The following is a 22,729-nucleotide window of genomic DNA, read 5'->3' as shown; positions in this document are numbered from 1 at the left end:
TGAGCGCCCGAGGCCGGCGATATCGATCGCAGACATACGCGGACTCCAGCCAGACGGTGATGGTGTCGGGAACTCCGACGCCGACCTGGATGGTGGCCGACGGCCGACACGTCGTCACCGGTTTTGTCCACGGTGGTTTGAAAGGTTCCCCCGAAGGGTTCTCAGCCTTCTGGGCTAGTCGGAGGGCTTGTCGACCTCGTCCTCGGGCAGGGGTAGGGCCTCCGCGCCGGGGGTCGCAGGCGCGAGCACGTCGGACTCTTCGACCGACTCGGGCGTTACGTTTTCTTCCGAAGATGTCATGGCGGCTCACATACCCGTACCTGGTCGCCGGTAATCACGCCGGCGTCCGGGCGCACGGGGAGGTGGTCAGCCGAGCCGGACCGGCGTGCGGGGACGCGCACAGCTGACCAGGGCCGGCTGGGGGACCTCGGCGGCGTGCCGTTGCCGGCGCTCGTCCCGCTGGATCCGACGCTGCAGTGTGCGCTCATCGCGTGCGGACACCGAACGGTTCAGCGCGGCCAGCATGTCGAGCTGTTGCCAGCTCAGGCCGTCGAGGTCGCCGTCGCTGTCGTGGGTGGCCACGACGACGCTGCCGCGCAGCAGCGGGACGGTCTTGGCGGTGAAATCGGTGGTCGCCATCAGCAATTCGGTGGCGAACCGGTTGGTGCGGCGTTGGCAGCCGCGGGCGGACGGGCTGAACCAGAAGTCGAACTGGTTGTCAGCGCTGGTCAGGCACTGCAGACCCTGGTCTTGGACAAGCTTGGAGATATCGGCGTTGGTGTAGGCACGGGTCTCATACACGGCGCCGCTGGCGGTGAAGTACAGGACGGTATTCATAGCGATAGCCCATTCTTTTCTTTCTCTGCTGTTACGGAGAGCGCTGACGTCACGGCGCTGTGACTGAAGTTACCCATGTGACTGCTGGGGCAAACTTCGATATCGATATGGACACGGCGGGTTTGGGCGGCGGGGGCTAACCTCGGGGAGTGGCGCAATTGAGATTCGGGATCTCGACCTTCGTCAACGACGACACGATCGACACGGTGTCCCTGGCGCGTGCGATCGAGGAGCGCGGGTTCACGTCCCTGGCCGTCGCCGAGCACACGCACATCCCGGCAAGCCGGGAATCGCCGTACCCGATGGGCGGCGAACTCCCGTCGATCTACTACCGCACGCTCGATCCCTTCGTGACCCTGGCCGCCGCGGCCGCGGTCACCTCCACCATCGAACTGGTCACCGGGATCGCGCTGCTGATCCAGCGGGATCCGATCATCACCGCGAAGGAAACCGCCAGCATCGACGTGATCTCCCACGGCCGCTTCGTATTCGGCGTGGGAGCCGGCTGGAACATCGAGGAGTTGCGCCAGCACGGCACCGACCCGAAGACTCGGGGCGCGCTGCTCGACGAACGCATCGAGGCGATCAAAGAGCTGTGGACAAAGGAGCCAGCCGAATACCACGGCAAATACGTCGATTTCGGCCCGTCCTACCTACGGCCCAAGCCGGTGCGCAAGCCGCATCCGCCCATCCTGATCGGCGGCGACTCCGATGCCACCGTCAAGCGGATCATCCGGCACGAGGCCGGCTGGATCGCCAACCCACTGCCCGTCGAACGCCTGAAACGGCGCATCGACCAGCTGCGCGCCGGCGCGGGCCACGAGGTGCCGCTGTCGACGTTCGGCACCCCGGCCAAGCCCGAATACTGGCATGCCGTCGCGGAATTGGGGTTCAGCGAGCTGCGGCTGCTGCTGCCGACCAAGTCGCTCGACGATTCTCTGCGGCTGCTCGACGACTACGCCGAACAGGTGGCAAGCTACCGCGGCTGAGACAGCGAGGATATGCGCCTGACGGCGCTTATATAACGAATCTGAGGGGCGCGGGACCCGTCAGCGACCGGCCTTCTCGTAGCGCTGTGCGACGGCGACCAATTCGTCTCGGACCGCCGAATGAGGCATCGTCGCAATCCGCGCGTAGAGCCGCCGACGATCACGAGCGATCTGGCGAGAGGCACGGTACTGCGCGAAAGACATGGCGGGGGCTCCTGATTCTGGAAAGTTGACGTCCGGCAACGAGGATCGCCCGTCGGCCGGACACTTCCCATGGTCCGTGTTACAAACACGTTAATCAACCCGCTGACCTGTGATTTTGGGTACAGAGACCGCCGTCACAGGCGTCCGGCGTCGACCACCCGCAGCACCACCGCGCCCTCTTCGTCGGAGGCTTCCAGATCGACGTCGACCTCGAATCCCCAGTCGTGGTCCCCGGCCGGGTCGTCGAGAATCTGCCGGACCCGCCACACGTCGCGCCGCTTGTCGAAGATCAGCAGCGCAGGCCCGCGCGCGTCCGCGCCGGTGCCGACGTCGTCGTGTTCGGCGAAGTACTCGTCCCCGACTTCCTGCCAGCGCCCCGCGGTCCAGCCCGCTCCGCCGTCGAGCGCCCCGAGGTCGTCCCACCGCTCGCGGGCGAACAACTCCACCCGACGGAACAACGCGTTGCGGATCATCGCGGTGAACGCCCGCTCGTTGCCCGTCAGCGGACGCGGGCGGGCGGGTACGGCCGGCTTTTCCGGGACAGCCCCGTCGTGCTGGTCCGGGCTGGTGAGTTGCTCCCATTCGTCGAGCAGGCTCGAATCCACCTGCCGGACAAGCTCACCCAGCCATTCGACGATGTCGGTCAGCTCCTCGGTCCGTGCCGCGGCCGGCACGCCAGAGCGCAACGCCTTGAACGCATCGGACAGATACCGCAGCACCGCGCCCTCGGCGCGGGTCAGCCCGTAGACGCTGACATACTCGCGGAACGTGAACGCCCGCTCCCACATCTCGCGTGCGACCGACTTCGGTGAGAGCTTGCCGTCGGCCGCCCATGGATTGCTCTGCAGGTACACCTCGAACGCGTGCCCGAGCAGCTCGGCCAGCGGCTTGGGGTAGGTGACGTCGTCGAGCAACTCGATCCGCTCGTCGTACTCGATTCCGTCGGCCTTCATCTGCGCGACCGCCTCACCCCTGGCCTTGTTGAGCTGCGCGGCCAGAATCTGGCGGGGATCCTCCAGCGTCGCCTCGATGACCGAGAGCACGTCGAGCGCGTAGCTGTCCGACTCCGCGTCCAGCAGGCCGATCGCCGCGAGCGCGAACGTCGACAACGGTTGGTTCAACGCGAAATCCGGTGGCAGGTCGACCGTCAGGCGGTAGCGCCGACCGTCGGGGTCGTCAGCCGCGCCCACCCGTTCCAACACCCCCGCCTGCAACAGCGACCGCGCGATACCCACCGCCTCGCGGATCAGCCGCAGTTGCTTCTTGCGCGGTTCGTGGTTGTCGGTGAGCAGCCGGCGCATCGCCTCGAACGGATCCCCGGGCCGGTCGACGACGTCCAGGATCATCGCCGTCGACACCCGCATGTTGCTCGTCAGCGGCTCCGGGGTGGCATTCACCAGCCGCGCCATCGTCGCCTCGCTCCACGGCACCATGCCCTCGGGAACCTTGCGGCGCACCAGCTTCCGGCGCTTCTTCGGGTCGTCGCCGACCTTGGCGAACTGCTTGAGGTTCTCCACCTCGTGGTCGGGCGCCTGCACGACGACGGTGCCGGCGGTGTCGAACCCGGCCCGCCCGGCCCGGCCCGCGATCTGATGGAACTCCCGGGCGTTGAGCAGCCGGGTGCGGGTGCCGTCGTACTTCGACAGCGCCGAGAACACCACGGTGCGGATCGGCACGTTGATGCCGACACCGAGGGTGTCGGTGCCGCAGATGACCTTGAGCAGACCGGCCTGCGCCAGCTGCTCGACCAGCCTCCGGTACTTGGGCAGCATGCCCGCGTGGTGCACGCCGATGCCGTGCCGGACCAGCCGCGACAGCGTGGATCCGAACGCCGTGGAGAAACGGAACGCGCCGATGTGCTCGGCGATCGCGGCCTTGTCCGCCTTGGAACTGACGTTCACGCTCATCAGCGCCTGCGCCCGCTCGAGTGCCGAGGCCTGGGTGAAGTGCACGACGTAGACCGGCGCCTGCCTGGTGTCGACGAGCTCCTGGATCGTCTCGTGCATCGGCGTGGTCGCGTAGGAGAAGAACAGCGGGACGGGTCGTTCGGCGTTGGCGACCAGCGCCGTGGGCCGCCCGGTGCGCCGAGTCAGGTCCTCCCGCAGGAAACTGACGTCGCCCAGGGTCGCCGACATCAGCAGGAACTGCGCGTCGGACAGTTCCAGCAACGGCACCTGCCACGCCCAGCCGCGGTCCGGATCGCCGTAGAAGTGGAACTCGTCCATCACGCACAGGCCGATGCCGGCGTCACAGCCTTCCCGCAGCGCGATGTTGGCCAGGATCTCGGCGGTGCACGCGATGATCGGGGCGCCGGCGTTGACCGCGGCGTCCCCGGTGAGCATGCCGACGTTGGCCGCGCCGAACACCTCGCACAGCGCGAAGAACTTCTCACTGACCAGCGCCTTGATCGGCGCGGTGTAATAACTGGTGGCCCCCGCGGCCAACCGCGCGTAGATCGCGCCGGTGGCGACCAGGGATTTTCCCGACCCGGTGGGCGTGGCCAGGATGACGTTCGCGCCGCTGACCAGCTCGATCAGCGCCTCCTCCTGCGCCGGATACAGCGGGGTGCCCTGCTCCTGGGCCCACCCCGCGAACGAGGCGAACAGCTCGTCGGCGTCGTCGCCGACGGCGTGCAGGGCGGACAGGTCTTCGATCAGCGCGGACATCGGGGTCCAGCCTGCCAGGTTTGCCGCGCGGCTCCACAGTCAATAGGGCTTCCATGGCGGGGTTCGGCGATGTCCTCGGGTGGGTCAAACACGAGGTCACCGCGCGCGTGCCCAAGGCCGACCTCGATCAGCGCGACGCCGACTACATCCGCGAGCAGCTGCCCGGGCTGTGGCTCCTGGCGTCGCTGTACTTCCGCGCCGACGTCCGCGGCCTCGACCGCATCCCGGCCGACGGGCCGGTGCTGCTGGTCGGCAACCACAGCGGCGGCAACCTCCCGCCGGACACGTTCGTGTTCACGCTGGCGTTCTGCTCCTACTTCGGCGTCGAGCGCCCGTTCTATCAACTGGCCCACAACCTGGTGGTGTCCATGCCGGGCCTGGGCTCGCTGCGCAAGTTCGGGACCGTCGCCGCCAACCCTGACAACGCCACCCTGGCGCTGAAATCCGGTGGCGCGTTGCTGGTCTACCCCGGCGGCGACTACGAGGTCTTCCGGCCGTCCTGGAAGCGCCACGAGGTCGACTTCGGCGGGCGCAAAGGCTACGTGAAGCTGGCGCGCGAGGCCGGTGTCCCGATCGTCCCGATCGCCAGCGTCGGCGGCCAGGAGGCGGCGCTGTTCCTCGACCGCGGGCAGTGGCTGGCCAGGCTGCTGAGGGTCGACAGGATCGCGCGTCTCAAGAGCGTCCCGATCCTTCTGGCTCCGCCGTGGGGACTCGCGGTCAGCGACATGGTGCCGCGGCTGCCCCTGCCGACCAAGATCACCATCGAGGTGCAGGACCCGATCCACACGGATGAGATCACCGCCGGAGACGACGACACCGTCCACGACAAGGTCGAGGGCGTCCTGCAGTCGGCCGTGGACCGGCTGGCCGCAGAACGCCGGTTCCCGGTGATCGGTTAAGGGGCCGGCGATGCGGCTGCAGCGAAGCGTGATCATCGACGTCGACCCGCACATCGTGTGGAAACACGTCAGCGACCCCGGCTGCTACCCGGAGTTCATGGCCAGTCTGGAGCGGTGGGAGATCGTCACGAAGGGCCCGGTCGGCGTGGGGTCCCGCTACACCGTGCACTGGAAGGTCGGCTCGGTGCCGATCGGCGGGGTCGTCGAGGTGACCGAGTTCGACGAGGCGCGCGACCTTGCCTTCATCGGGATCACCGGGGTGGGGTTGCGCGGACGGTTCCGGTTGCGCGAGTACAGCCAGGGACGCACCAAGGTGACGTTCCGGCTGTCCTACGAGGCGCCCGGAGGACTGCTGGGCCTGATCGCCGACCGGGTGGCCTCACGCCAGGTCGGCCGCATCATGGACAAGACCGTGAAGAACCTCAAAGCCCTCGCCGAGGACTGACGTTCACCGGCGCGGTCGACCGAGCGGCGAATCTGCGTAACGAGGTGGCGATTCCGGGCCTCGAAATCGCCCTGTGGTTACCCAACTGCCGCAGAGGACGTCACTGCCGCGGGGCCGGAAAGTACATCTCCTGACGCACGGTGCACACCAGTTCGCCGGTGCGGTTGAACATCGTCCCGCCGGCCAGGGCCAGGGTGTCGGCGCTGCTCGGCGAGCTCTGTTCATAGAGCAGCCAGTCCGAAAGATCCGCCGGGGCGTGGAACCACACCGAATGGTCCCGCTGGGCCGACAGCGTGGCACCGCCGCGCGCGGCATAGGCCGGTTCGGTCAGCGTCACCGCGGACAGGTAGGCCACCAGCGCCGACGTCAGCACCGGATCGTCGGGCACGGCGCCGCCGGGCCGCCACCAGATCCGTGAGCGGGCCGGGGCCGCAGTGTCCGCGTCGACGATGCGCCGCTCGAACCAGCGCAGGCTCGCCCACATCCCCTCGGTCATCTCCGCGGACTCGGCGAAATGCGGGGCGACCACCGGCAGCGACTCCGGTTGCGGCACTTGCGGACACGTCGGCTGGTAGGTCACCCCGCCTGTGGTCGGCGATTTGAACGACGACATGGCCTCCAGCAGGATCTCCTCGCCCTGCCGGGCGGTGACGCGCCGCGCCGAGAACGTGCGGCCCTGCTGCAGCTCGGCCACGTCGAAGGTGACCGGCAGCCGCGCGTCACCGGGGCGCAGGAAGTAGGTGTGCACGCTGTGCGGGGCACGCCCGGGCGCGGTCAGGCTCGCCGCCAGCAGCGCCTGCGCGGAGATGTGGCCGCCCAGAATGTGGTTGGCCGGCGCGGGCAGCTGCCGCCCGACGAACGTCGCCGGGCCGGTCTGGTCGAGCTGCATGGAGGCGAGAACATCGCCAAGGGAAGAAGCCACGCAGGTATCTTGCCTAACCGCTGCGCAGCGTCAGCAGCGTGATCTCGCTGGGCGCGAACACCCGGAACGGCGGACCCCAGAACCCGGTGCCGCGGCTGGTGTACAGCTGCGTGCGGTCGCCGTGGGTGCTGAGCCCGTGCACCACAGGCTGTTCCAGGCGGACCAGGAAATTGAACGGCCAGATCTGACCGCCGTGGGTGTGGCCCGAGATCTGCAGATCCACCCCGGCGCGCACCGCCTGCCCGACCTGCTTGGGTTGGTGGGCGAGCAGCAGCACCGGCAACGCCGGATCGGCGCCGTCGAGGGCGGTGTCGATGTCTGCTCCGTGCCCGCGCAGCCCGGAGCCGGCCGCGGTCGCGTCGTCGATACCGGCGACGACGAGCCGGTCACCGCCGCGCTCGACCACGACGTGCCGGTTGTGCAGCACATCCCAGCCGATGCGCCGCATGTAGTCCAGCCAGCCCTGCGCCTCGCTGAAGTACTCGTGGTTGCCCGTCACGTACACCCGGGCCGAGGCGGCGCGCACCGAGGCCAGCGGCGCGGCCTGGGCCTCACGCTGCGCGGCGGTGCCGTCGGCGATGTCGCCCACGTGGCACACCACGTCGGCGTCGAGCGCGTTCACCCGCTCCACCACACCCGCCGACCACCGCGCGCGGTCGATGGGTCCGTAATGGGTGTCGGTGATCATCGCCACGCGCAGGCCGTCCAGCCCGCGACCCAGCCGGGGCAGTGTGACGTCCAGGCGCTTGACGCGCGGCACCCGCATCGCCTCGACATAGCCCCAGACCAGCAGCGCCACGGCGACAGCGAGGACCCCGGCGGTCACCACCCGCGACCGCACAGGGTCGGCGACCCCGGCGGCCAGCAGCCCCAGTTCCACCAACTGGCCCAGCACCGACCATACGAACAGCACCCACACCACACCGAGCAGCGCGTCACCGGCCGCGGCCGGCCGGTCACTCCGCTCGCGACCGTGCCCGGCGCGCATCAGCAGCGGCAGGGCGGCGAAGGCGGCGACGAACACGAGCGTCCCGGCGACCACCACGGCCGTCGGCCACGCCGCGCCGCCGACCACCAGCGTCCACCACGGCACTCCGAACAGCAGCAGCATGACGGCCAGCACCACCAGCGTGCGGCGCAGCCGGCCACGGGACCGGCGCGCCGGGCGCGACTCCTCTTCGACCGTCTCGGCCGGGTTCTCTGACATCCCACGAAAATACCGACGTGCGGCTACCGCGCCGGCCGGACGCACTGTTGAATGACCCGAGGAGGTTTACACATGACTGCGGTTTCGTTAATCACCGGTGGGGCGGGCGGCATGGGCACGGCGACCGCCGAACTGGTCGGCAAGGACCACGCGGTGGTGCTCGCCGACGTGCGCCGGGACCGGCTCGAGGCCGCGGCCGCCCAGCTGGGCGAGCTGGGCGTCGCGGTCACCGCCGTCGACTGCGACGTCACGGACCGGCAGGCCGTGCAGCGCCTGTTCGAGACGACGGCGGAGCTCGGGCCGCTCGCATCGGTCATCCACACCGCAGGGGTGAGCCCCAGCATGGGCGACGCTGCGTACGTGATGCGCACCAACGCGCTCGGCACCGTCAACGTCGGTGAGACGTTCTTCGCGACGGCCCCCGCGGGCGCCGCGCTGGTCAACGTCGCGTCGATGGCCGCGCACCTGCTGCCGGCCGAGATGATCCCGACGTCGGTGTTTCCGCTGGGGCTGCAGGACACCGACGCGTTCATGGCGCAGATGCTGCAGGCATGCGCCGTCGCGCCCGAGGAAATGCGGTCCGGCCTCTCCTATGCGCTGAGCAAGAGTTTCGTGCGCTGGTACAGCAGCTCCCAGGCAGAACGGTTCAACGGCCGCGGCCTGCGCGTTCTGTCGGTGTCCCCGGGATCCATCGACACCGAGATGGGCAGGCTCGAAGAGCAGGCCGGCGCCGGCGCCATGGTGACCGACGCCGCCGTCCCGCGGTGGGGCCGGCCCGAGGAGATGGCCGCGCTGCTGGCGTTCTGCGCCGGGCCCCATGCCGGCTATCTGACCGGCACCGACATCCTCAACGACGGCGGCGTGGTCGCGTCGATGACCGAGCGGGCCCGGCGCGCCGCCGCTCAGAGCGGCTGACGGCTGGGTGCGGTCCGCGCGTGCGTGGCGTAGATGATCAACCCGACGAACGTCAGGCCGCCGACGAGATTGCCGAGCAGCGTGGGGATCTCGTTCCACACCAGATAGTCCACGATGGTGAAGTCGCCGCCGAGCATCAGCCCGGACGGGAACAGGAACATGTTGACGATCGAGTGCTCGAAGCCGAGATAGAAGAACACCATGATCGGCATCCACATCGCGATCACCTTGCCGGGCAAGCTGTCCGACATCATCGCCCCCACCACGCCGGTGGACACCATCCAGTTGCACAGCACCCCGCGGACGAACAGCGTCAGCATGCCGGCGGCGCCGTACTCGGCGTAGCCGAGGGTGCGGCCCTCCCCGATGGCGCCGAGGGCCTGGCCCACCGCGTCGGGTTCGACGCTGAACCCGAAGGTGAAGTAGATCGCCATCAGCACCGCGGTGGTCATCGCGCCGGCGAAGTTGCCGACGAACACCAGCCCCCAGTTGCGAAGCATCGCACCGAGAGTCACGCCCGGCCGTTTGTCCAGCCAGGCCAGCGGAACCAGCGTGAACACCCCGGTCAACAGGTCGAAGCCGAGCAGGTACAGCATGCAGAAGCCGACCGGGAACAACACCGCACCGAGCAGCGGTTGCCCGGTCTTGACCGTGATGGTGACCGCGAACGCCGCGGCCAGGCCCAGGATCGCGCCCGCCATGTAGGCGCGGATCAGTGTGTCCCGCGTGGACATGAAGGCCTTCGCTTCGCCGGCGTCGATGATGCGGACCGCCAGTTGCGGCGGAGGAATGTAGGACATGTTTCGTAACCCTCTGCCGCTCAGGTGGTTTCGGTGGACCACTGGTAGGGCAGGAATTTGCCGTCGATCGTCACGACCACTCGGTCGCCGTCGGGATGTTCCCGTTTGGTCAGCGAGACACTGCAGTTGATCGCGCTCATGATCCCGTCGCCGAACTGTTCGTGGATGAGCGCCTTGAACGCCGGCCCGTACACGTTGAGAAGCTCGTAGAACCGGTAGATCGTCGGGTCCGCCGACACCTCCCCCGGACCGGTCCGGTACGGCTGGCGCTGCAGCGCGGTCACCACCTCGTCGTCGAGGTCGAGTGCGTCGCCGATCTTCTCGGCCGCCTCGCGCGGCAACGGGTGTGAGCCGAGCAGCGCGGCCACCGTCCAGACCGGCGGCCTGCCGATGAGCTCGGCCAGCTCTTCCCAGGAGCGGCCCTTGGCGATCCGTTGGGCGTCGACCTCGTAGGCGGCGCGTTCACGCAGAGCGGGGTGGTAGGCCACGTCGTACCTCATCTCGTCGGGGAAACAGCGGACGAGCACCCATCCGAACGCATCGGAAGCGGCAGGTGTGAGGCCGAACGCGCAGGCAATCCGGCGTTTCGCGCACGGGGCGGCGGGTTTCACACGGCTGAGACACCGCAGCAACGACGCCGACACGCGGCGGTGTGAACCTTCATCGAGATCGAAGGAGGGGTGGGGTGACGGCGGAACCTGACGGCGACCTGCTGGCCGCGGTTGTCGAGGCGGCACCCACGCCGCTCTGGGTGATCGCCGGGACGGGGCGGGTCCAACTGGTCAACCGGGCCGCACTCGCCCTGCTGGGCTACCCCACCGCCGGGGACCTGATCGGCCGGCCGAGCCATCACACGTTGCACGCATGCCACCCCGACGGCACCGAGTACCCCCAGCAGACCTGCCCGATCGTCGGCAACGGCGGCGTCGACCCCGGCCCGCGCACCGGCACCGAATGGTTCACCACCCGATCCGGCCGGCACCTGCCGGTGCGTTGGTCCACCCGCAGGCTGAACGGGTGCGGCGCCACACTGCTGGCGTTCGAGGACGCGTCCGAGCAGGTCAGGGCCGGCACGCCGCTTCCGCGGTGGCACGGTCTGAGCGGACGGACCCGGTCGGCGACGCGGGCCGATCTGGTGCGGCAGGTGCAGCAGAACTTCCGCGACCCCGAATTCGGGGTGGCGGTGCTGGCGAGGGACAACCACATGTCGGTCCGCGCGGTGCAGGCGCTGTTCGCCGAGATCGGCAGGACACCGGCCGACGAGATCCGCCGCGCCCGCCTGGAGTTCGCCAGCAGGCTGCTGCACAACGGCGCCGCCGTGCAGACCGCATGCTACGACAGCGGCTTCCGGGATCCGGGTACCTTCACCCGCGCCTTCCGCAGATACTTCGGCTGCCCGCCCAGCGGTGTGCGGCACCGGTGGAGCGCGTAGGCGGGCCTTCGGCGGATCCGCGCCGCGGAGGTGGACAATCGGCAGGATGAGTTGCTGCCATCACAGCGGCGGGGACACCGCGTTCACCGTCGACGCGTCACGGGTCACGTTCGGGCGAGGCTGTCTGCGCGAGGTGGGTGACCGGGTCAGGGCGCTGGGCGCCGAGCGCGTCGCACTGTTCACCGACCCGACCGTCGCCGAACTGGAGATCTTCGACACCGTGCGGCGGTCTCTGCGGGAGTCGGGTGTCGACGTGATCGCCTACACCGATGTCCGTGTCGAGCCCACCGACGAATCCTTCGAGCAGGCAGCGGCATTCGCCGTCGACGCCGCGCCGGACGGCTATGTCTCGCTCGGCGGCGGGTCGGTGATCGACACCGCCAAGGCCGCCGACCTGTACGCCAGCCACCCCGCCGACCTCCTGGAGTACGTCAACGCCCCGGTGGGCGCAGGCAACGCGGTGCCCGGACCGCTGCGACCGCACATCGCCTGCCCCACCACCTCGGGCACCGGCAGCGAGGTCACCGGCATCGCGATCTTCGACCTGTTGTCGATGGCGGCCAAGACCGGCATCGCCTCGCCCGCGCTGCGCCCGACGGAGGCTCTGGTCGACCCCGACTGCACCGACACGCTGCCGGGTCCCGTGGTGGCGTGCAGCGGACTCGACGTGCTGTCGCACGCGCTGGAGTCCTACACCGCCCGGCCCTACCTGCACCGCGCCGCGCCCGGACGGCCCAGCCAGCGCCCGATGAGCCAGGGCGCCAACCCGTGGAGCGACCTGGGCAGCGTCGAGGCGATGCGGCTGCTCGGGCGCTACCTGCAGCGGGCCGTCGCCGACGCCGCCGACCGGGAGGCCCGCGAGCAGGTGATGTGGGCCGCCACGCTGGCCGGGATCGCGTTCGGCAACGCCGGAGTGCACATCCCGCACGCGATGGCCTACGCGGTCGCCGGCCAGGTCCGCGAGTTCCATCCGGACGGCTACCCCGGCAGCGAACCGCTTGTGCCGCATGGGATGTCGGTGATCTTGAACGCCCCTGCGGCGTTCCGGGTGACCGCGCCGCTGGACCCGGCGCGACATCTGGACGCGGCCGGGCACCTGGGCGCGGACACCGGCGGCGCGGCCCCCGAGGACGCGGGCACGGTGCTGGCCGATCACCTCGTCGCGATCATGCGCGCGGTGGGGATGCCCAACGGTCTCGCCGGGGTGGGGTACTCCGAGTCCGACGCCGGGAGCCTGACCGACGGTGCGTGGCCGCAGCAGAGATTGCTCGCCAACGCCCCGGTCGAGGTGGACGAGGCGTTGCTGACCGACACCTTCCGGCATGCGGTGAGCTACTGGTGACACAGAAATCGACGGGCCACCGCGCCGCCGACTACCGGTACTTCCTGCCCATCACGACCCGCTGGATGGACAACGACGTCTATGGGCACGTCAACAACGTCACCTACTACAGCTACTTCGATACCGTCGCCAACCACTTCCTGATCCGTGAGGCGGGCCTGGACATCCAGGCCTCGCCGGTGATCGGTCTGGTGGTCGAGTCGAAATGCTCCTACCTGGCGCCGGTGGCGTACCCCGACGAACTACGGGCGGGACTGCGGGTGGACAAGCTGACCAACCGCTCGGTGACCTACGGGGTCGCGATCTTCGGCGCAGCCGGCGACGGTGCCGACGAGGCGGTGGCCCACGGCTACTTCGTCCATGTCTTCGTCGATCGTCAACGACGTCAGGCGGTTCCGATTCCCGACCGCATCCGGTCGGCGCTGTCGGGGCTGGTCGTCACGGCAGACGGGCGGTGAGTGCGGTGCCGAGCCCGGACACCGCCGCCAGCGGACTGCACAGCGCACACAGGCTGGCGTCGAGGGTCGGGTAGCCGCACGCGGGGCAATTCGTCACCTGGCGCGCTCCCAGAGCAGAGATCGTGGTCACGGCGGCTCCTTTCAAAGCTTGGCACCAAGTACCCGTTCAGCAGCCTTCTAAGCACCCGCGATGAGATCCGCAACCTCGGCTGCCGTGCGCCGGGTCGCCGGGTCGTCGGCAGGCAGGTACCGGTCGGCGGCCGCATCGTAGCGGGCGCCGGCGATGTCGCCGTGATCGGCGGTGAGCTCGCGCATCCGGACCGGCCAGCCCGCGTTCCGGAGTGACTCGGCGAACCGCGCACTGGCCTCGACGGGCACGACGTCGTCGGCGGTGCCGTGCAGCAGCGTGAACGGCGTGCGCACCGCTGCGGCGGCCAGGTCCGCGGCCACGTCCCGGCCCGAAATCGGATCGGGCGCCATGAAGGCGCCGGCCAGACACACGGTGTGCCGCAACGCGACATGATGGGTCTGCGCGTGCACGGTGAGTCCGGCCGCCGCGATGCCGCCGAGTGACCAGCCCACCAGCATCAGCGGCTCCGTGCTGTCCGTCCACGACTGCGCGAAGCGCACCGACTCCAGCAGGTCGCCCCGGCCACCATCGGCACTGTGCGAATCCCAGTCCGGCGCAACCACACTGAGGCCCCGTTCGGCCAGCAGTTCGGCGAGCACCCCGACGGTGGCCCGTGCGTCGGTCTGCGTGCCGTGCCAGAGCAGCACCGTCGGTGCGGCGGGGTCGCCGAACAGGTCCACCGAACGGCCCGGGGCGTACCGGGCGGTCTCGGTCACCGATTCCCCGACATGCTCGCCAACGCTTGAAGTGTCTCGGCAGCAGTGAATTTGGGCTGCCACCCCAACTGCTCTCTGGCCTTGGTGGTGTCCATCACCACCGAGGTGCGGCCGGCGTGCAGCCACTCCATGATCGACGGGATGAAGGGCAGCCGGGCCACCACCTCGGAGGTGGCGGTCGCGGCGGTGCGTGGGACCTTGACCGGCCGGGCCCCGAGCGCGTCGCCGACCGCGGACATCGACAGCACACCGTCCCCGGCGATGTTGTACGCCCCGGGCGGCGCGGACTCCGTGGTCACCGCCGCCGTGATGGCCGAGGCCACGTCGTCGTGGTGCACGAGCTGCAGCGGCGTTCCGGGGTCCGGGAACGGCGGCTTGAGCAGCGGCAGCGCCTGGGTGATGCGGCGCACGGGTCCCGGCAGCTGGTTCCACGGCATCGCGTCGGCCAGCGCGGTGGCCTTCGGACCGGCCACGATGCACGGCCGCAGCACGTACACCTGCAGCGGAGAGCCAGCGGTGACCTCCGCGAGAACCTGTTCACACGCGGCCTTCTGCTCCGAGTAGTAGTGCTCGGGAGACCCACGCGGCGGCACCTCCTCGGTGATCGGAACCGGGTTGTCGGAGTGGTAGCCGTAGGCGGCCACCGACGAGGTGTAGACCAGCCGGCGCACCCGCGGGCCGGCGACGGCCGCTTCGAACACGTTGCGGGTGCCCTTCAGGTTCACCCGGGCACTCTCGTCCCGCGAACCCATGATGATGAACGCGAGGTGCACCACCACGTCGGCGTCGTCGACCAGCGCGCGCACCGCGTCACGATCGAGGATGTCGCCCTGCCGGTAGGTGGTCTTGCTCCAGCCGTGCTCCGCGGGGTCGAACGGTCTGCGGGCCATGCCGACTATCGACTCCACCTCCGGGTGATCCTCCAGGGCCGAGATGGCGGAGATTCCGATCTCACCGGTCGGACCGGTGACCGCGACGCGCACAGACATGCCCGTGAGGTTCCCGGATTGCCCGCGGCGAAAACGGCGCCTCAGCCGATGTCGGACTCGTCTGCCTGCCGGCCCGCCGGTGGGGCGGTGAGGAACTCCAACAGGCCGGTGACGTCGAGAATGCGTTGGAGCTGCGCCGGGCGCTGGTCGAGGTGCAGGTGCGCGCCGGCCGCAGCGGTCTGCCGGTGGATCAGAACCAGGCTGGACAGTCCCGCGGAGTCGCAGAACGCGAGGTCGGTGAAATCCAGATGCAGGTCCTGCAGTGCCGACGGGGCGCGCAGCAGATCATGCACGGTCTCGAGCAGCAGGCCCGACGAGCCGTAGTCGAGATCTCCGGCGACGCGGATGCGGGCGGACTGGGCGGTGCGGTGCACGGCGAGGGTGAGTTTCATGCGGTCTTCGGGGGGTTGTGGGTCGGGATTCGATGGAGCGAGGCGTGCGCGGCTTCGAGCACACGCCGGGTTCGGGGGAACTCGCCGAGCTGGCCGGCGATCGATTCCAGCGCGGGCAGCAGCGACGTCGCGGGGACGCCGCGGGCGGACAGGATCTCGGCGGTCCAGGTGATGAAGCCGACGAACAGGTCGTCGTCGTCGACGTAGAGCGCCGCGGTCAGGAACTCGACGATATGGGCGATGTCCTCCAGCGTGTGCCTGCGCTGCTGCTGGGTGTAGCCGCGCATCGCGGGGAAACGTTCGTCCAGTTCGCGCATCGTCGTCTCGATCAGCCGCGGCCCGCTGTCCCGGACCATCGTGTACTCCTGGTCCATCAGATGCGCCAGGTCATCGACGAGTTGCGGGGGGTGGGCCAGGGCCTGGGTCGGGCGCAGACCCCGGCCGAGCAGCGCGGCCGCGGTGCGCGCGTCGGGCGCCCACGCGTCGGCGCCGAGTTTGCGCGCGAACCGTCCGTCCGCGCCGAACGCGGCGCCGCCGGCGAGCACCGCGACCCCGGCGGCCTGGCAGGCGGTGATCGCCGCGTGCGCGGTGGGCAGCCGGGTCGGGATCATGCCCGACAGCGCGACCGCGTCGGGGCCGTGCTGATGCAGGTGGGCGACCAGGTGCGGCGTCGGGACCTGGGCGCCGAGGAAGTCGACGTGCCAGCCGCGCAGCGTGAGCACCTCGGCGAGCAGCCGCGCGGGCAGCGCGTGCCACTCGCCGTCAACGCAGGCCACCGTGACCCGGCCCGCGGATCCGGGGCCGGCGCAGGCCGGATGGTGGGCCAGCGCGGCGATCACCCGGTCGTTGATCGCGGTCGCGGCGTGCTCCTGCGCGACGGTGACGCGGTTGGCCGCCCATTCGGTGCCCACCCGGTGCTGTACCGGGGCGATGACGTCGAGGAGCACGTCCTCGGCCGCCATGCCGCCGTCGAGGGCGGCGAACACGACCGTCGTGGCGGTGCGCTCGTCGCCGTCGCGCACCGCATCCCACAGTCGCTGCCGGACGAGCGACGTGTCGTCGCTCACGCGGTGAACCTGCCTGCGGTGTGGCCGTCGACGGCGCTCAGATGTGTGCGCCGCGGCGCGGTGATCGCCACCACCGCGATGTCGTCGTGCGCCCGCTGGTTCACCCACTGGCTGGTGAGCATCATGACGCGTTCGACCACCGCTTCGGCCGGCAGCCCGGCGCACTGCCCCAGGACTTCGGCCAGCCGCTCCTCACCGAACATTTCGGTGCCCAGCGGTCCGCCACGCGCCTCGGTGACCCCGTCGGTGTAGAGCAGGCACGTCTCGCCCGGCGCCAGCGAGGTCTCCACGGTCTGGGACCGGATGTGCGGCATCACACCGACGAGGGTGCCCCGGGTCTCGGTCTCCTCGACCCGGCCGTCGCTGCGCACGATGATCGGGGCGAGGTGCCCGGCGCTGGTGAGACGCAACAGCACCTGGCCGTCACGGCGCGAGACCGACGCGAGCACCAGGGTGGCGAACCGGGTGCTGTTGACCGACAGCAACGCGCTGTTGAGCAGCCGGAGCACCCCGGCGTGGTCGTGGGCCAGCGGCGCCAGCGCCATCAGGGTGTTGCGGATTTTGCCGGTCAGCACCGCGGCTTCCAGGCCCTTGCCGCACACGTCGCCGAGCACCACCAGCGTCTCGTCCTCGGGGGTGGCGGCCGCGTGCACGTCGTAGAAGTCACCGCCGATGGTCTCGTGGTGCTCCGACGCGCGATAACCGCCGGCAAGTTCGATGCCGTCGAGGCGGTGCAGGCGAGGCGGCAGCAGATCTTGCATCAGCGTGCGGGTGATCGTGGACTGTTCGGCGTAGAGCCGGGCCGCCGACAGCGCGGCGCCTGCGCGGGCGGCGAACAGCCGGGCGAACACCTCCTCGCCTGCGCTGAACGCGGTCTGCGACGAGCGCCGTAACAGCACCAGCGCTCCGGCGCCGACGCCGTGACCGGGCAGCGGGGTGATCACCACCGACCCCACGGGACCCGGAAAGTCTTCCGGCACAAGCCAGTCCGGTACCGATACCGGATCGATCCAGCGGGACGGCACCGGCGGGAAACCCCGTAGCGCCTCGCTGAGCCCGGCGACGTCGGTGGGTTCGGCCTCCACGAGGCGGTGCTCGGCGGTGCCATCGGCTCCGCTGCACACCACCGGGATGCGTCCGCCGTCGACCGGGGCCACCAGCACCGCGGCGTCGGCGAGCCGGCGCGCCGCCATCTGCACGGTCGCTTCCATGCAGCGGTCGAGGTTCAGCGAGGCCATCAGCACCGCGGATGCCTCGTCGAGAAAGGCCGCGCGTTCCCGCTCCATGGTCAGCGCGCGTTGCGCCTCCCGGGCGGCCCGGTCCAGGTCCTCGACCAGCCACCAGGCCACCGCGCCGCCGGGCAGGACGGTCGGGCGTGCCTCGAACACGCGGTCGGCCAGCGGGCCGGATACCGGGCTGCCCGAGGTCGTGACCAGGTGCCGGTGCGCGTCCGTCAGCCACGGGGGCGCGACGTCCTCCAGCACACTGCCGGAGACCACGTCGGGGAGCAGGAGTCGGGCCGGCTGGCTCGATGCCCGGACCGTCCCGTCCTGCTCGACCACCAGCACCGGATGCGGAATCGAATCCCACGCCGCATCATGGGCGGCAGCGTGGGCCGAGGCGGTGTGCATGGGTGTGATCTCCCCCATGGTCGCCTCCTCACGCGGGCCGCACCACGCCGACCGTATTCCGACTGTAGGCAGCGGGCTGCGAGATGTCGACTCACGCCCTGAGCAGGGCCGGGACGGTCCCGCGGCGGCCGGCACCGGACAGGTTATCCTGTCAGCGAAATCGATTCTGGGCCTTGATGTCCCGCATTGCTGCCGCGTGAGCTGCAGCGGTAACGGGAGGTCTGTGGACGTCGATACACTGAGGACCGTCGACTCGTCCGGCACGCCACGGCGCTGGATCACCGATCTTCAGAACGAAGGATTGCGCCTTGGCTTCCGAGCCCACTTTGGATCGGCGCACTGCGCTGAAACTGCCGGTCGTGTTGGCCGCCGGTATGACGCTGACGCGGGTGCCCCGCGCGTCGGCGGAGATGGCCAGGTGGTCGCCGGATCGGGCGCACCGGTGGTACCGCGCGCAGGGCTGGCTGGTCGGGGCGAACTTCATCCCGGCAAACGCGATCAACCAGCTGGAGATGTTCCAATCCGGCACTTTCGACCCGAGGCGGATCGACAGCGAGCTTCGCACGGCGAAGCTGATCGGGTTCAACACCGTTCGGGTGTTCCTGCACGATCTGCTGTGGGTCCAGGACCGTGCCGGCTTCCAGCGCCGCCTGGCCCGCTTCGTCGACATCGCCGCCCACCACGGCATCAAGCCGCTGTTCGTGCTGTTCGACTCCTGCTGGGACCCGCACCCGCGTCTGGGCCGGCAGCACGACCCGATCCCCGGCGTGCACAACTCGGGATGGGTGCAGAGCCCCGGCGCCGACCATCTCGACGATCCGCGGCACCACCGGGTCATGCGCGACTACGTGACCGGTGTGCTCAGCCAATTCCGCCACGACCGGCGCGTGCTCGGCTGGGACCTGTGGAACGAGCCCGACAACCCCGCCGACGCCTACGCCGCCGTCGAACGCAGCGACAAGGTGCAGCGGGTCGCCGAACTGTTGCCCCAGGTCTTCGCCTGGGCCCGGTCCGTGGACCCGATCCAGCCGCTGACCAGCGGTGTCTGGGACGGCGAGTGGGGTGATCCGGCGCGCCGCAACGAGATCAACCGGCTTCAGCTGGACCTGTCCGACGTGATCACCTTCCACAGCTATGCCGAACCGGAGGGCTTCGAGGCCCGGCTGGCCGAGCTGACGCCGCTGGGCCTGGCCCATGCTGTGTACCGAGTACATGGCCCGCACGCTGGGCAGCACGGTCGAATCGATCCTGCCGATCACCAAACGGCGCAACATCGGCGCGTACACCTGGGGCTTCGTCGCGGGCAAAACCCAGACGTACCTGCCGTGGGAATCCTGGGACCGGCCGGTGACCGGCCCGCCCGGGCTGTGGTTCCACGACCTGCTGCACGGCGACGGCACCCCGTACCGCGCCGGTGAGATCAACACCATCGCGGAGCTGACCGGCAGGCGCCGGCCCAGTTAGATCCGGACGGGCAGTGGCCCCGCCAGCTTCGACGGCCGGCACAGCACCGCCACCACAAGGGCCAGGGCCGCGCCGACGCCGAACGCGACGTAGACGTTCAGCAGGTCGGCAGTGCCGCCGAGCACCGCCGCGGCGATCGGACGGGAGCCGAGGAAACCGACCAGCCACAGCGCCATGATCCGGCCCCGCAACTCCTCGGGGGCGCGCTCCTGCACGACGGTGCTCAACCCGGTCATCGCGCAGCCGAAGCCGAAACCGGACACCACGAAGCCGGTGAACGCCAGCCAGGGCGTGAACCCGACCGCCAGGATCACGCTGCCCAATCCCAGCGTGGCCATTCCGATCGAGGAAACGGTGGCCGAGGCGATGCGGCCGCGCAGCAGCGCCAGCGCGGCCATGCCGACCGCGGCGCCGACACCGAACAGCGCCGACAACGCGCCGACCATCGAGGCGCCGCCGCCGAGCGAGTCGGCCATCGACGGGGTCAGCGTGATCGACGGATCGGACACGATGCCGACGGTCGTGACGGCGGCCAGCGCCAGCAGCAGCGGCCGGTCGCCGAGCACGTGACGCACGGCCACCCGCACCCGGTAGTCCGTACCGGAACGGCGCTCGGGTGGGGCGGGGAACCGCACGGCGATCAGGAACAGCGCGAACACCAGGTGCAGCACCGTACTGGCGGCGAACGCCGTCGCGGGGCCGGTGTGCGCGGCCAGGTAGGCGCCGGCGGCGGGACCCAGGATCCGGCCGATGGTCATCGGGAAGCTGTTGAGCGCCATCGCGGTCGGCAGTTCGCCGTCGCGGATCAGGGTCGGCACGATCGACTGCATCGCGGGCCCCCCGACGACGAAACCGAAGCCGACCAGCGTCGTGCCCAGCAGCACCGGAACCGCCGCGCCCATCCCGGTCAGCTCGGGCCGGAGGAACATCCAGGCGGCGATCGAACCCGATCCGGCCACGCAGAGCACGCGGCCGAGCAGGATCTGCCGGGCCGGGTTGCCGGTGTCGGCCCATTTGCCGCTGGTCGGGCTCAGGATCAGCTGCGGGGCGAACTGCACGACCCCGACCATGCCGACCATCAGCGCCGAGCGGGTCGCGTCGTACATCACGATCGCGGCGACGATGCCGTGCGTCCACACCGCGACGACCGCGAAGATCTTGCCCCAGAACAGTGTGCCGAAGACCGGGTCGAACATCAGGCCCAGCGCGTTGCGCGCGGGCAGTCTGGCGGCGGTGGCCTCGGCGGTCATCGGGCGGCCACGCTCTCGAAGCGGTCGGTGAGCCGGTCCAGGAGGGTGACGAGCGTGTCGACGTCGGCGTCGGGCCAGTCGGCGACGGTCCGGGCCACCAGGTCGCGCCGCCTGCCGGTCGCCGCGGCGAGCTCGGCCCGGCCCGCGTCGGTGAGCACCAGCGCGCACCGGCGCTGGTCGTCGGTGGCCGACGTCTTGGTCAGCAGGCCTGCGGCCACCGCCGCGGCGACGGATCTGCTCGCGGTCGAGTGGTCCACAGCGAGCAGCTCGGCGACGTCCCGCACCGATGCGCCGCCGTCCTGCCCGAAGCGCTGCACCGCTGCCAGCACCCGCCACTGCGGGCGCTGTCCGGCGACGTGGATTCGTGTCAGCAGATCGTCGAGCTGGTCGTAGCGGGACAGCGGCACCAAATATGCATAGCACACCGATGTATATGCCGACGAATCATCTTCGGCGCGCGGGCGCCGTCAGCGCACGTCCTTCAACGGGTCGTGGCCGATGGTCATCAGGCGCCTGCGCCAGTGGTCCTGCCCGGCTGTCGGTTCGAAGTCGGCGCCGCGCTCGGCGTGGATCCGCTCGACCACGTTGCGCATCACCCGCACGTCGTCCTCGGTGAGGTCGACCCGGCGCTTCTGCAGAATCGCCAGCACATGGCGGCCGGTCTCGGTGCCGGCGTGGTCGGGTAGCTGTTCGGCTTCCTCGTCGGCGGACCTGACGCGCAGCCAGTCCGCGAGCTCCCGCGACGTCATGTTCACGACCCGGTGGAACTCGTCCCAGAGCCCCTGTTCCACTTCGGCGTGGCCCATCCCGCACCTCCGTTGTCGTTGTCCGGCCGACTCGGCCCACCCGGCACGGCTACCCGAACTCGCCCCGACGAACCGTGTTTCGGCACCGCCGACAACTGGCTGCACTTCACGCCGGCGATCGTGATGGTGGGGCTGGTGGCGGTGTTCGGTCTCGCGGCTACCCGCGCCTCGGCACCCCGATCCGGGTCAGATCCTCAGCGATGACGAGGTCGCCGTCGAAGATCTCGCCGGCCTCGTCGCGGTGGGCGGCGGTGTCGGGGTAGCGCTGCGAGAAGTGGGTGAGCACCAGGCGCCGCACCCCGCAGGCGGCGGCCACCCGGGCCGCCTGGCGCGCGGTGAGGTGGCCGTGGCGGGCGGCCAGTTCGGCGTCGCGCTCCAGGAACGTCGCCTCGATCACCAGCATGTCGGCGCCGTCGGCGAGCTCGTAGACGGCGTCGCACAACCTGGTGTCCATGACGAAGGCGAATCGCTGTCCCCGCGGGGGCTCGGTGACATCCGAGAGCCGCACCGGGTGACCGTCGATGTGGATCACGCCGGCGCGCTCGAGCTCGCGGACGGCCGGGCCCGCGACGCCGAACCCTTCCAGCAGCTCCGGCGAGAACCGGTGGCCGTCGTCCTCGATGAGCCGGTAACCGATGGCGTCGACCGGATGGTCCAGCAGGCGTGCCTCCAGCCGGCCGAACGGGCCCTCGGCGACCACGCCCCCCACCGCGACGGGGCACTCCCGGATATCGGTGACGTCATGGAACACGCTGGCATGCCGCAGCCTGTGGAAGTGCTCGCGCCCGGACTCCGGGTAGTGAGCGTGGACGGGACGGGTCACCCCGTCCAGGGACAGCCGCTGGATGACGCCCGGCACGCCGAGGCAGTGGTCTCCGTGGAAGTGGGTGAGGCAGAGCCGGGTCACCGCCGAACGCCGGCACGCCGGCGAGCAGCATCTGCCGCTGTGTGCCCTCGCCGGGGTCGAACAGGAAGCCGTCGGCGTCCCAGCGCAGCAGGTAACCGTTGTGGTTGCGGTGCCTCGTCGGCACCTGGCTGGCGGTGCCGAGGACGATCAGTTCCCGACCGGACACACGCAGAACATTACGTTCGGATCGTCCGCGCTACGCGTCCTCGAGGGCCTCGCCGATCTCCTGGGCGATCCGGTTGTGTTCCTCGTGGCCCAACA

Annotated in this window: 23 protein-coding genes and 2 pseudogenes; 8 read left to right on the top strand and 17 right to left on the bottom strand. The window is 70.1% G+C overall.

Annotated features, from left to right (window positions below):
* Window positions 1-174 precede the first annotated feature (174 nt).
* Both C6A87_RS27765 and C6A87_RS27760 read right to left on the bottom strand, forming a co-directional pair.
* Entirely contained in the window at window positions 175-300 is a 126-nt protein-coding gene (locus tag C6A87_RS27765; protein WP_311115168.1) for a hypothetical protein, read from the bottom strand.
* Between the two features lie 66 nt (window positions 301-366).
* Window positions 367-837 carry a hypothetical protein gene (locus tag C6A87_RS27760; protein WP_311115167.1) on the bottom strand — a complete coding sequence of 157 codons (471 nt, stop codon included), beginning with the start codon at window positions 835-837 and terminating at the stop codon, window positions 367-369.
* Between the two features lie 158 nt (window positions 838-995).
* Between C6A87_RS27760 and C6A87_RS27755 the strand changes: the two genes are divergently transcribed.
* Window positions 996-1,826, top strand: a complete 831-nt coding sequence (locus C6A87_RS27755; protein WP_311118108.1) for an LLM class F420-dependent oxidoreductase — start codon at window positions 996-998, stop codon at window positions 1,824-1,826.
* 338 nt (window positions 1,827-2,164) lie between these two features.
* On the opposite strand, the gene C6A87_RS27750 is transcribed toward C6A87_RS27755, so the two are convergent.
* Window positions 2,165-4,696: a DUF3516 domain-containing protein gene (locus tag C6A87_RS27750; RefSeq protein WP_311115166.1), complete on the bottom strand. Its 2,532-nt coding sequence runs from the start codon at window positions 4,694-4,696 to the stop codon at window positions 2,165-2,167.
* Between the two features lie 53 nt (window positions 4,697-4,749).
* On the opposite strand from C6A87_RS27750, the gene C6A87_RS27745 reads away from it, so the two are divergent.
* Together C6A87_RS27745 and C6A87_RS27740 are read left to right on the top strand one after the other, a co-directional pair.
* Complete coding sequence (locus tag C6A87_RS27745) at window positions 4,750-5,595, top strand: lysophospholipid acyltransferase family protein (RefSeq protein ID WP_311115165.1); 846 nt, start codon at window positions 4,750-4,752, stop codon at window positions 5,593-5,595.
* A 10-nt stretch (window positions 5,596-5,605) separates the two neighbouring features.
* On the top strand, window positions 5,606-6,040 hold the full coding sequence (locus tag C6A87_RS27740) for an SRPBCC family protein (RefSeq protein WP_311115164.1): 435 nt from the start codon (window positions 5,606-5,608) through the stop codon (window positions 6,038-6,040).
* Window positions 6,041-6,140: 100 nt separating this feature from the next.
* Here the strand turns inward: C6A87_RS27740 and C6A87_RS27735 are convergent, their stop codons facing one another.
* Both C6A87_RS27735 and C6A87_RS27730 read right to left on the bottom strand, forming a co-directional pair.
* Entirely contained in the window at window positions 6,141-6,962 is an 822-nt protein-coding gene (locus tag C6A87_RS27735; protein ID WP_311115163.1) for an acyl-CoA thioesterase domain-containing protein, read from the bottom strand.
* Between the two features lie 13 nt (window positions 6,963-6,975).
* Window positions 6,976-8,169 carry a metallophosphoesterase gene (locus C6A87_RS27730; protein WP_311115162.1) on the bottom strand — a complete coding sequence of 398 codons (1,194 nt, stop codon included), beginning with the start codon at window positions 8,167-8,169 and terminating at the stop codon, window positions 6,976-6,978.
* Window positions 8,170-8,241: 72 nt separating this feature from the next.
* On the opposite strand from C6A87_RS27730, the gene C6A87_RS27725 reads away from it, so the two are divergent.
* Window positions 8,242-9,084 carry an SDR family oxidoreductase gene (locus C6A87_RS27725; RefSeq protein WP_311115161.1) on the top strand — a complete coding sequence of 281 codons (843 nt, stop codon included), beginning with the start codon at window positions 8,242-8,244 and terminating at the stop codon, window positions 9,082-9,084.
* On the opposite strand, the gene C6A87_RS27720 is transcribed toward C6A87_RS27725, so the two are convergent.
* Complete coding sequence (locus C6A87_RS27720; protein ID WP_311115160.1) at window positions 9,072-9,884, bottom strand: formate/nitrite transporter family protein; 813 nt, start codon at window positions 9,882-9,884, stop codon at window positions 9,072-9,074. The two genes, C6A87_RS27725 and C6A87_RS27720, sit on opposite strands and share 13 nt — an antisense overlap.
* Window positions 9,885-9,904: 20 nt before the next feature.
* Window positions 9,905-10,384 (bottom strand): cyanase, encoded by a 480-nt coding sequence (cynS, locus tag C6A87_RS27715; protein ID WP_311118107.1) that lies wholly within the window; start codon window positions 10,382-10,384, stop codon window positions 9,905-9,907.
* 185 nt (window positions 10,385-10,569) lie between these two features.
* Between cynS and C6A87_RS27710 the strand changes: the two genes are divergently transcribed.
* From C6A87_RS27710 to C6A87_RS27700, 3 genes are all read left to right on the top strand, one after another.
* Entirely contained in the window at window positions 10,570-11,316 is a 747-nt protein-coding gene (locus tag C6A87_RS27710; RefSeq protein ID WP_311115159.1) for a helix-turn-helix domain-containing protein, read from the top strand.
* A 46-nt stretch (window positions 11,317-11,362) separates the two neighbouring features.
* Window positions 11,363-12,658, top strand: a complete 1,296-nt coding sequence (locus tag C6A87_RS27705; protein WP_311115158.1) for a hydroxyacid-oxoacid transhydrogenase — start codon at window positions 11,363-11,365, stop codon at window positions 12,656-12,658.
* 65 nt (window positions 12,659-12,723) lie between these two features.
* Complete coding sequence (locus C6A87_RS27700; RefSeq protein WP_311118106.1) at window positions 12,724-13,116, top strand: thioesterase family protein; 393 nt, start codon at window positions 12,724-12,726, stop codon at window positions 13,114-13,116.
* Here the strand turns inward: C6A87_RS27700 and C6A87_RS27695 are convergent.
* The 6 genes from C6A87_RS27695 to C6A87_RS27670 are packed head-to-tail and all read right to left on the bottom strand — an operon-like array spanning window position 13,097 to window position 18,059.
* Entirely contained in the window at window positions 13,097-13,246 is a 150-nt protein-coding gene (locus tag C6A87_RS27695) for a hypothetical protein (protein WP_311115157.1), read from the bottom strand. The two genes, C6A87_RS27700 and C6A87_RS27695, sit on opposite strands and share 20 nt — an antisense overlap.
* A gap of 47 nt (window positions 13,247-13,293) precedes the next feature.
* The gene (locus C6A87_RS27690; RefSeq protein WP_311115156.1) at window positions 13,294-13,962 is read right to left on the bottom strand and encodes an alpha/beta fold hydrolase; all 669 of its coding nucleotides are present in this window, start codon (window positions 13,960-13,962) and stop codon (window positions 13,294-13,296) included.
* A complete protein-coding gene (locus C6A87_RS27685; protein ID WP_311115155.1) occupies window positions 13,959-14,951 on the bottom strand; it encodes an SDR family oxidoreductase in 993 nt (330 codons plus the stop codon). Before C6A87_RS27685 ends, C6A87_RS27690 begins: the two co-directional genes overlap by 4 nt.
* 41 nt (window positions 14,952-14,992) lie before the next feature.
* On the bottom strand, window positions 14,993-15,343 hold the full coding sequence (locus C6A87_RS27680; protein WP_311115154.1) for an STAS domain-containing protein: 351 nt from the start codon (window positions 15,341-15,343) through the stop codon (window positions 14,993-14,995).
* Window positions 15,340-16,410, bottom strand: a complete 1,071-nt coding sequence (locus C6A87_RS27675; RefSeq protein WP_311115153.1) for a cobalamin-dependent protein — start codon at window positions 16,408-16,410, stop codon at window positions 15,340-15,342. The genes C6A87_RS27680 and C6A87_RS27675 overlap by 4 nt, the downstream gene beginning before the upstream one ends.
* Complete coding sequence (locus C6A87_RS27670; protein WP_311115152.1) at window positions 16,407-18,059, bottom strand: PP2C family protein-serine/threonine phosphatase; 1,653 nt, start codon at window positions 18,057-18,059, stop codon at window positions 16,407-16,409. The genes C6A87_RS27675 and C6A87_RS27670 overlap by 4 nt, the downstream gene beginning before the upstream one ends.
* Before the next feature lie 308 nt (window positions 18,060-18,367).
* Here C6A87_RS27670 and C6A87_RS27665 point away from each other — a divergent pair.
* Window positions 18,368-19,505, top strand: a pseudogene (locus C6A87_RS27665) (1,4-beta-xylanase).
* On the opposite strand, the gene C6A87_RS27660 reads toward C6A87_RS27665, so the two are convergent.
* The 4 genes and pseudogenes from C6A87_RS27660 to C6A87_RS27645 form a co-directional block, all read right to left on the bottom strand.
* Window positions 19,502-20,755: an MFS transporter gene (locus tag C6A87_RS27660; RefSeq protein WP_311115151.1), complete on the bottom strand. Its 1,254-nt coding sequence runs from the start codon at window positions 20,753-20,755 to the stop codon at window positions 19,502-19,504. The pseudogene C6A87_RS27665 and the gene C6A87_RS27660 sit on opposite strands and share 4 nt — an antisense overlap.
* Window positions 20,752-21,180, bottom strand: a complete 429-nt coding sequence (locus tag C6A87_RS27655; protein WP_311115150.1) for a MarR family winged helix-turn-helix transcriptional regulator — start codon at window positions 21,178-21,180, stop codon at window positions 20,752-20,754. Before C6A87_RS27655 ends, C6A87_RS27660 begins: the two co-directional genes overlap by 4 nt.
* Before the next feature lie 42 nt (window positions 21,181-21,222).
* Window positions 21,223-21,561: a DUF3140 domain-containing protein gene (locus tag C6A87_RS27650; RefSeq protein ID WP_311115149.1), complete on the bottom strand. Its 339-nt coding sequence runs from the start codon at window positions 21,559-21,561 to the stop codon at window positions 21,223-21,225.
* Between the two features lie 157 nt (window positions 21,562-21,718).
* Window positions 21,719-22,634, bottom strand: a pseudogene (locus C6A87_RS27645) (ribonuclease Z).
* Window positions 22,635-22,729 lie beyond the last annotated feature (95 nt).

This window comes from Mycobacterium sp. ITM-2016-00317 (assembly GCF_002968295.1).
Classification (GTDB): domain Bacteria; phylum Actinomycetota; class Actinomycetes; order Mycobacteriales; family Mycobacteriaceae; genus Mycobacterium.
This window is presented reverse-complemented; position numbering and strand designations above follow the sequence as displayed.

Bases quoted from the DNA above. Each gene is read 5' to 3' on its own strand.
- C6A87_RS27670 (WP_311115152.1), bottom strand. From the start codon at position 18,059: ATGGGGGAGATCACACCCATGCACACCGCCTCGGCCCACGCTGCCGCC.
- C6A87_RS27685 (WP_311115155.1), bottom strand. From the start codon at position 14,951: ATGTCTGTGCGCGTCGCGGTCACCGGTCCGACCGGTGAGATCGGAATC.
- C6A87_RS27700 (WP_311118106.1), top strand. From the start codon at position 12,724: ATGGACAACGACGTCTATGGGCACGTCAACAACGTCACCTACTACAGC.
- C6A87_RS27720 (WP_311115160.1), bottom strand. From the start codon at position 9,884: ATGTCCTACATTCCTCCGCCGCAACTGGCGGTCCGCATCATCGACGCC.
- cynS (WP_311118107.1), bottom strand. From the start codon at position 10,384: ATGAGGTACGACGTGGCCTACCACCCCGCTCTGCGTGAACGCGCCGCC.
- C6A87_RS27660 (WP_311115151.1), bottom strand. From the start codon at position 20,755: ATGACCGCCGAGGCCACCGCCGCCAGACTGCCCGCGCGCAACGCGCTG.
- C6A87_RS27725 (WP_311115161.1), top strand. From the start codon at position 8,242: ATGACTGCGGTTTCGTTAATCACCGGTGGGGCGGGCGGCATGGGCACG.
- C6A87_RS27760 (WP_311115167.1), bottom strand. From the start codon at position 837: ATGAATACCGTCCTGTACTTCACCGCCAGCGGCGCCGTGTATGAGACC.
- C6A87_RS27730 (WP_311115162.1), bottom strand. From the start codon at position 8,169: ATGTCAGAGAACCCGGCCGAGACGGTCGAAGAGGAGTCGCGCCCGGCG.
- C6A87_RS27740 (WP_311115164.1), top strand. From the start codon at position 5,606: ATGCGGCTGCAGCGAAGCGTGATCATCGACGTCGACCCGCACATCGTG.
- C6A87_RS27680 (WP_311115154.1), bottom strand. From the start codon at position 15,343: ATGAAACTCACCCTCGCCGTGCACCGCACCGCCCAGTCCGCCCGCATC.
- C6A87_RS27745 (WP_311115165.1), top strand. From the start codon at position 4,750: ATGGCGGGGTTCGGCGATGTCCTCGGGTGGGTCAAACACGAGGTCACC.
- C6A87_RS27705 (WP_311115158.1), top strand. From the start codon at position 11,363: ATGAGTTGCTGCCATCACAGCGGCGGGGACACCGCGTTCACCGTCGAC.
- C6A87_RS27765 (WP_311115168.1), bottom strand. From the start codon at position 300: ATGACATCTTCGGAAGAAAACGTAACGCCCGAGTCGGTCGAAGAGTCC.
- C6A87_RS27750 (WP_311115166.1), bottom strand. From the start codon at position 4,696: ATGTCCGCGCTGATCGAAGACCTGTCCGCCCTGCACGCCGTCGGCGAC.
- C6A87_RS27650 (WP_311115149.1), bottom strand. From the start codon at position 21,561: ATGGGCCACGCCGAAGTGGAACAGGGGCTCTGGGACGAGTTCCACCGG.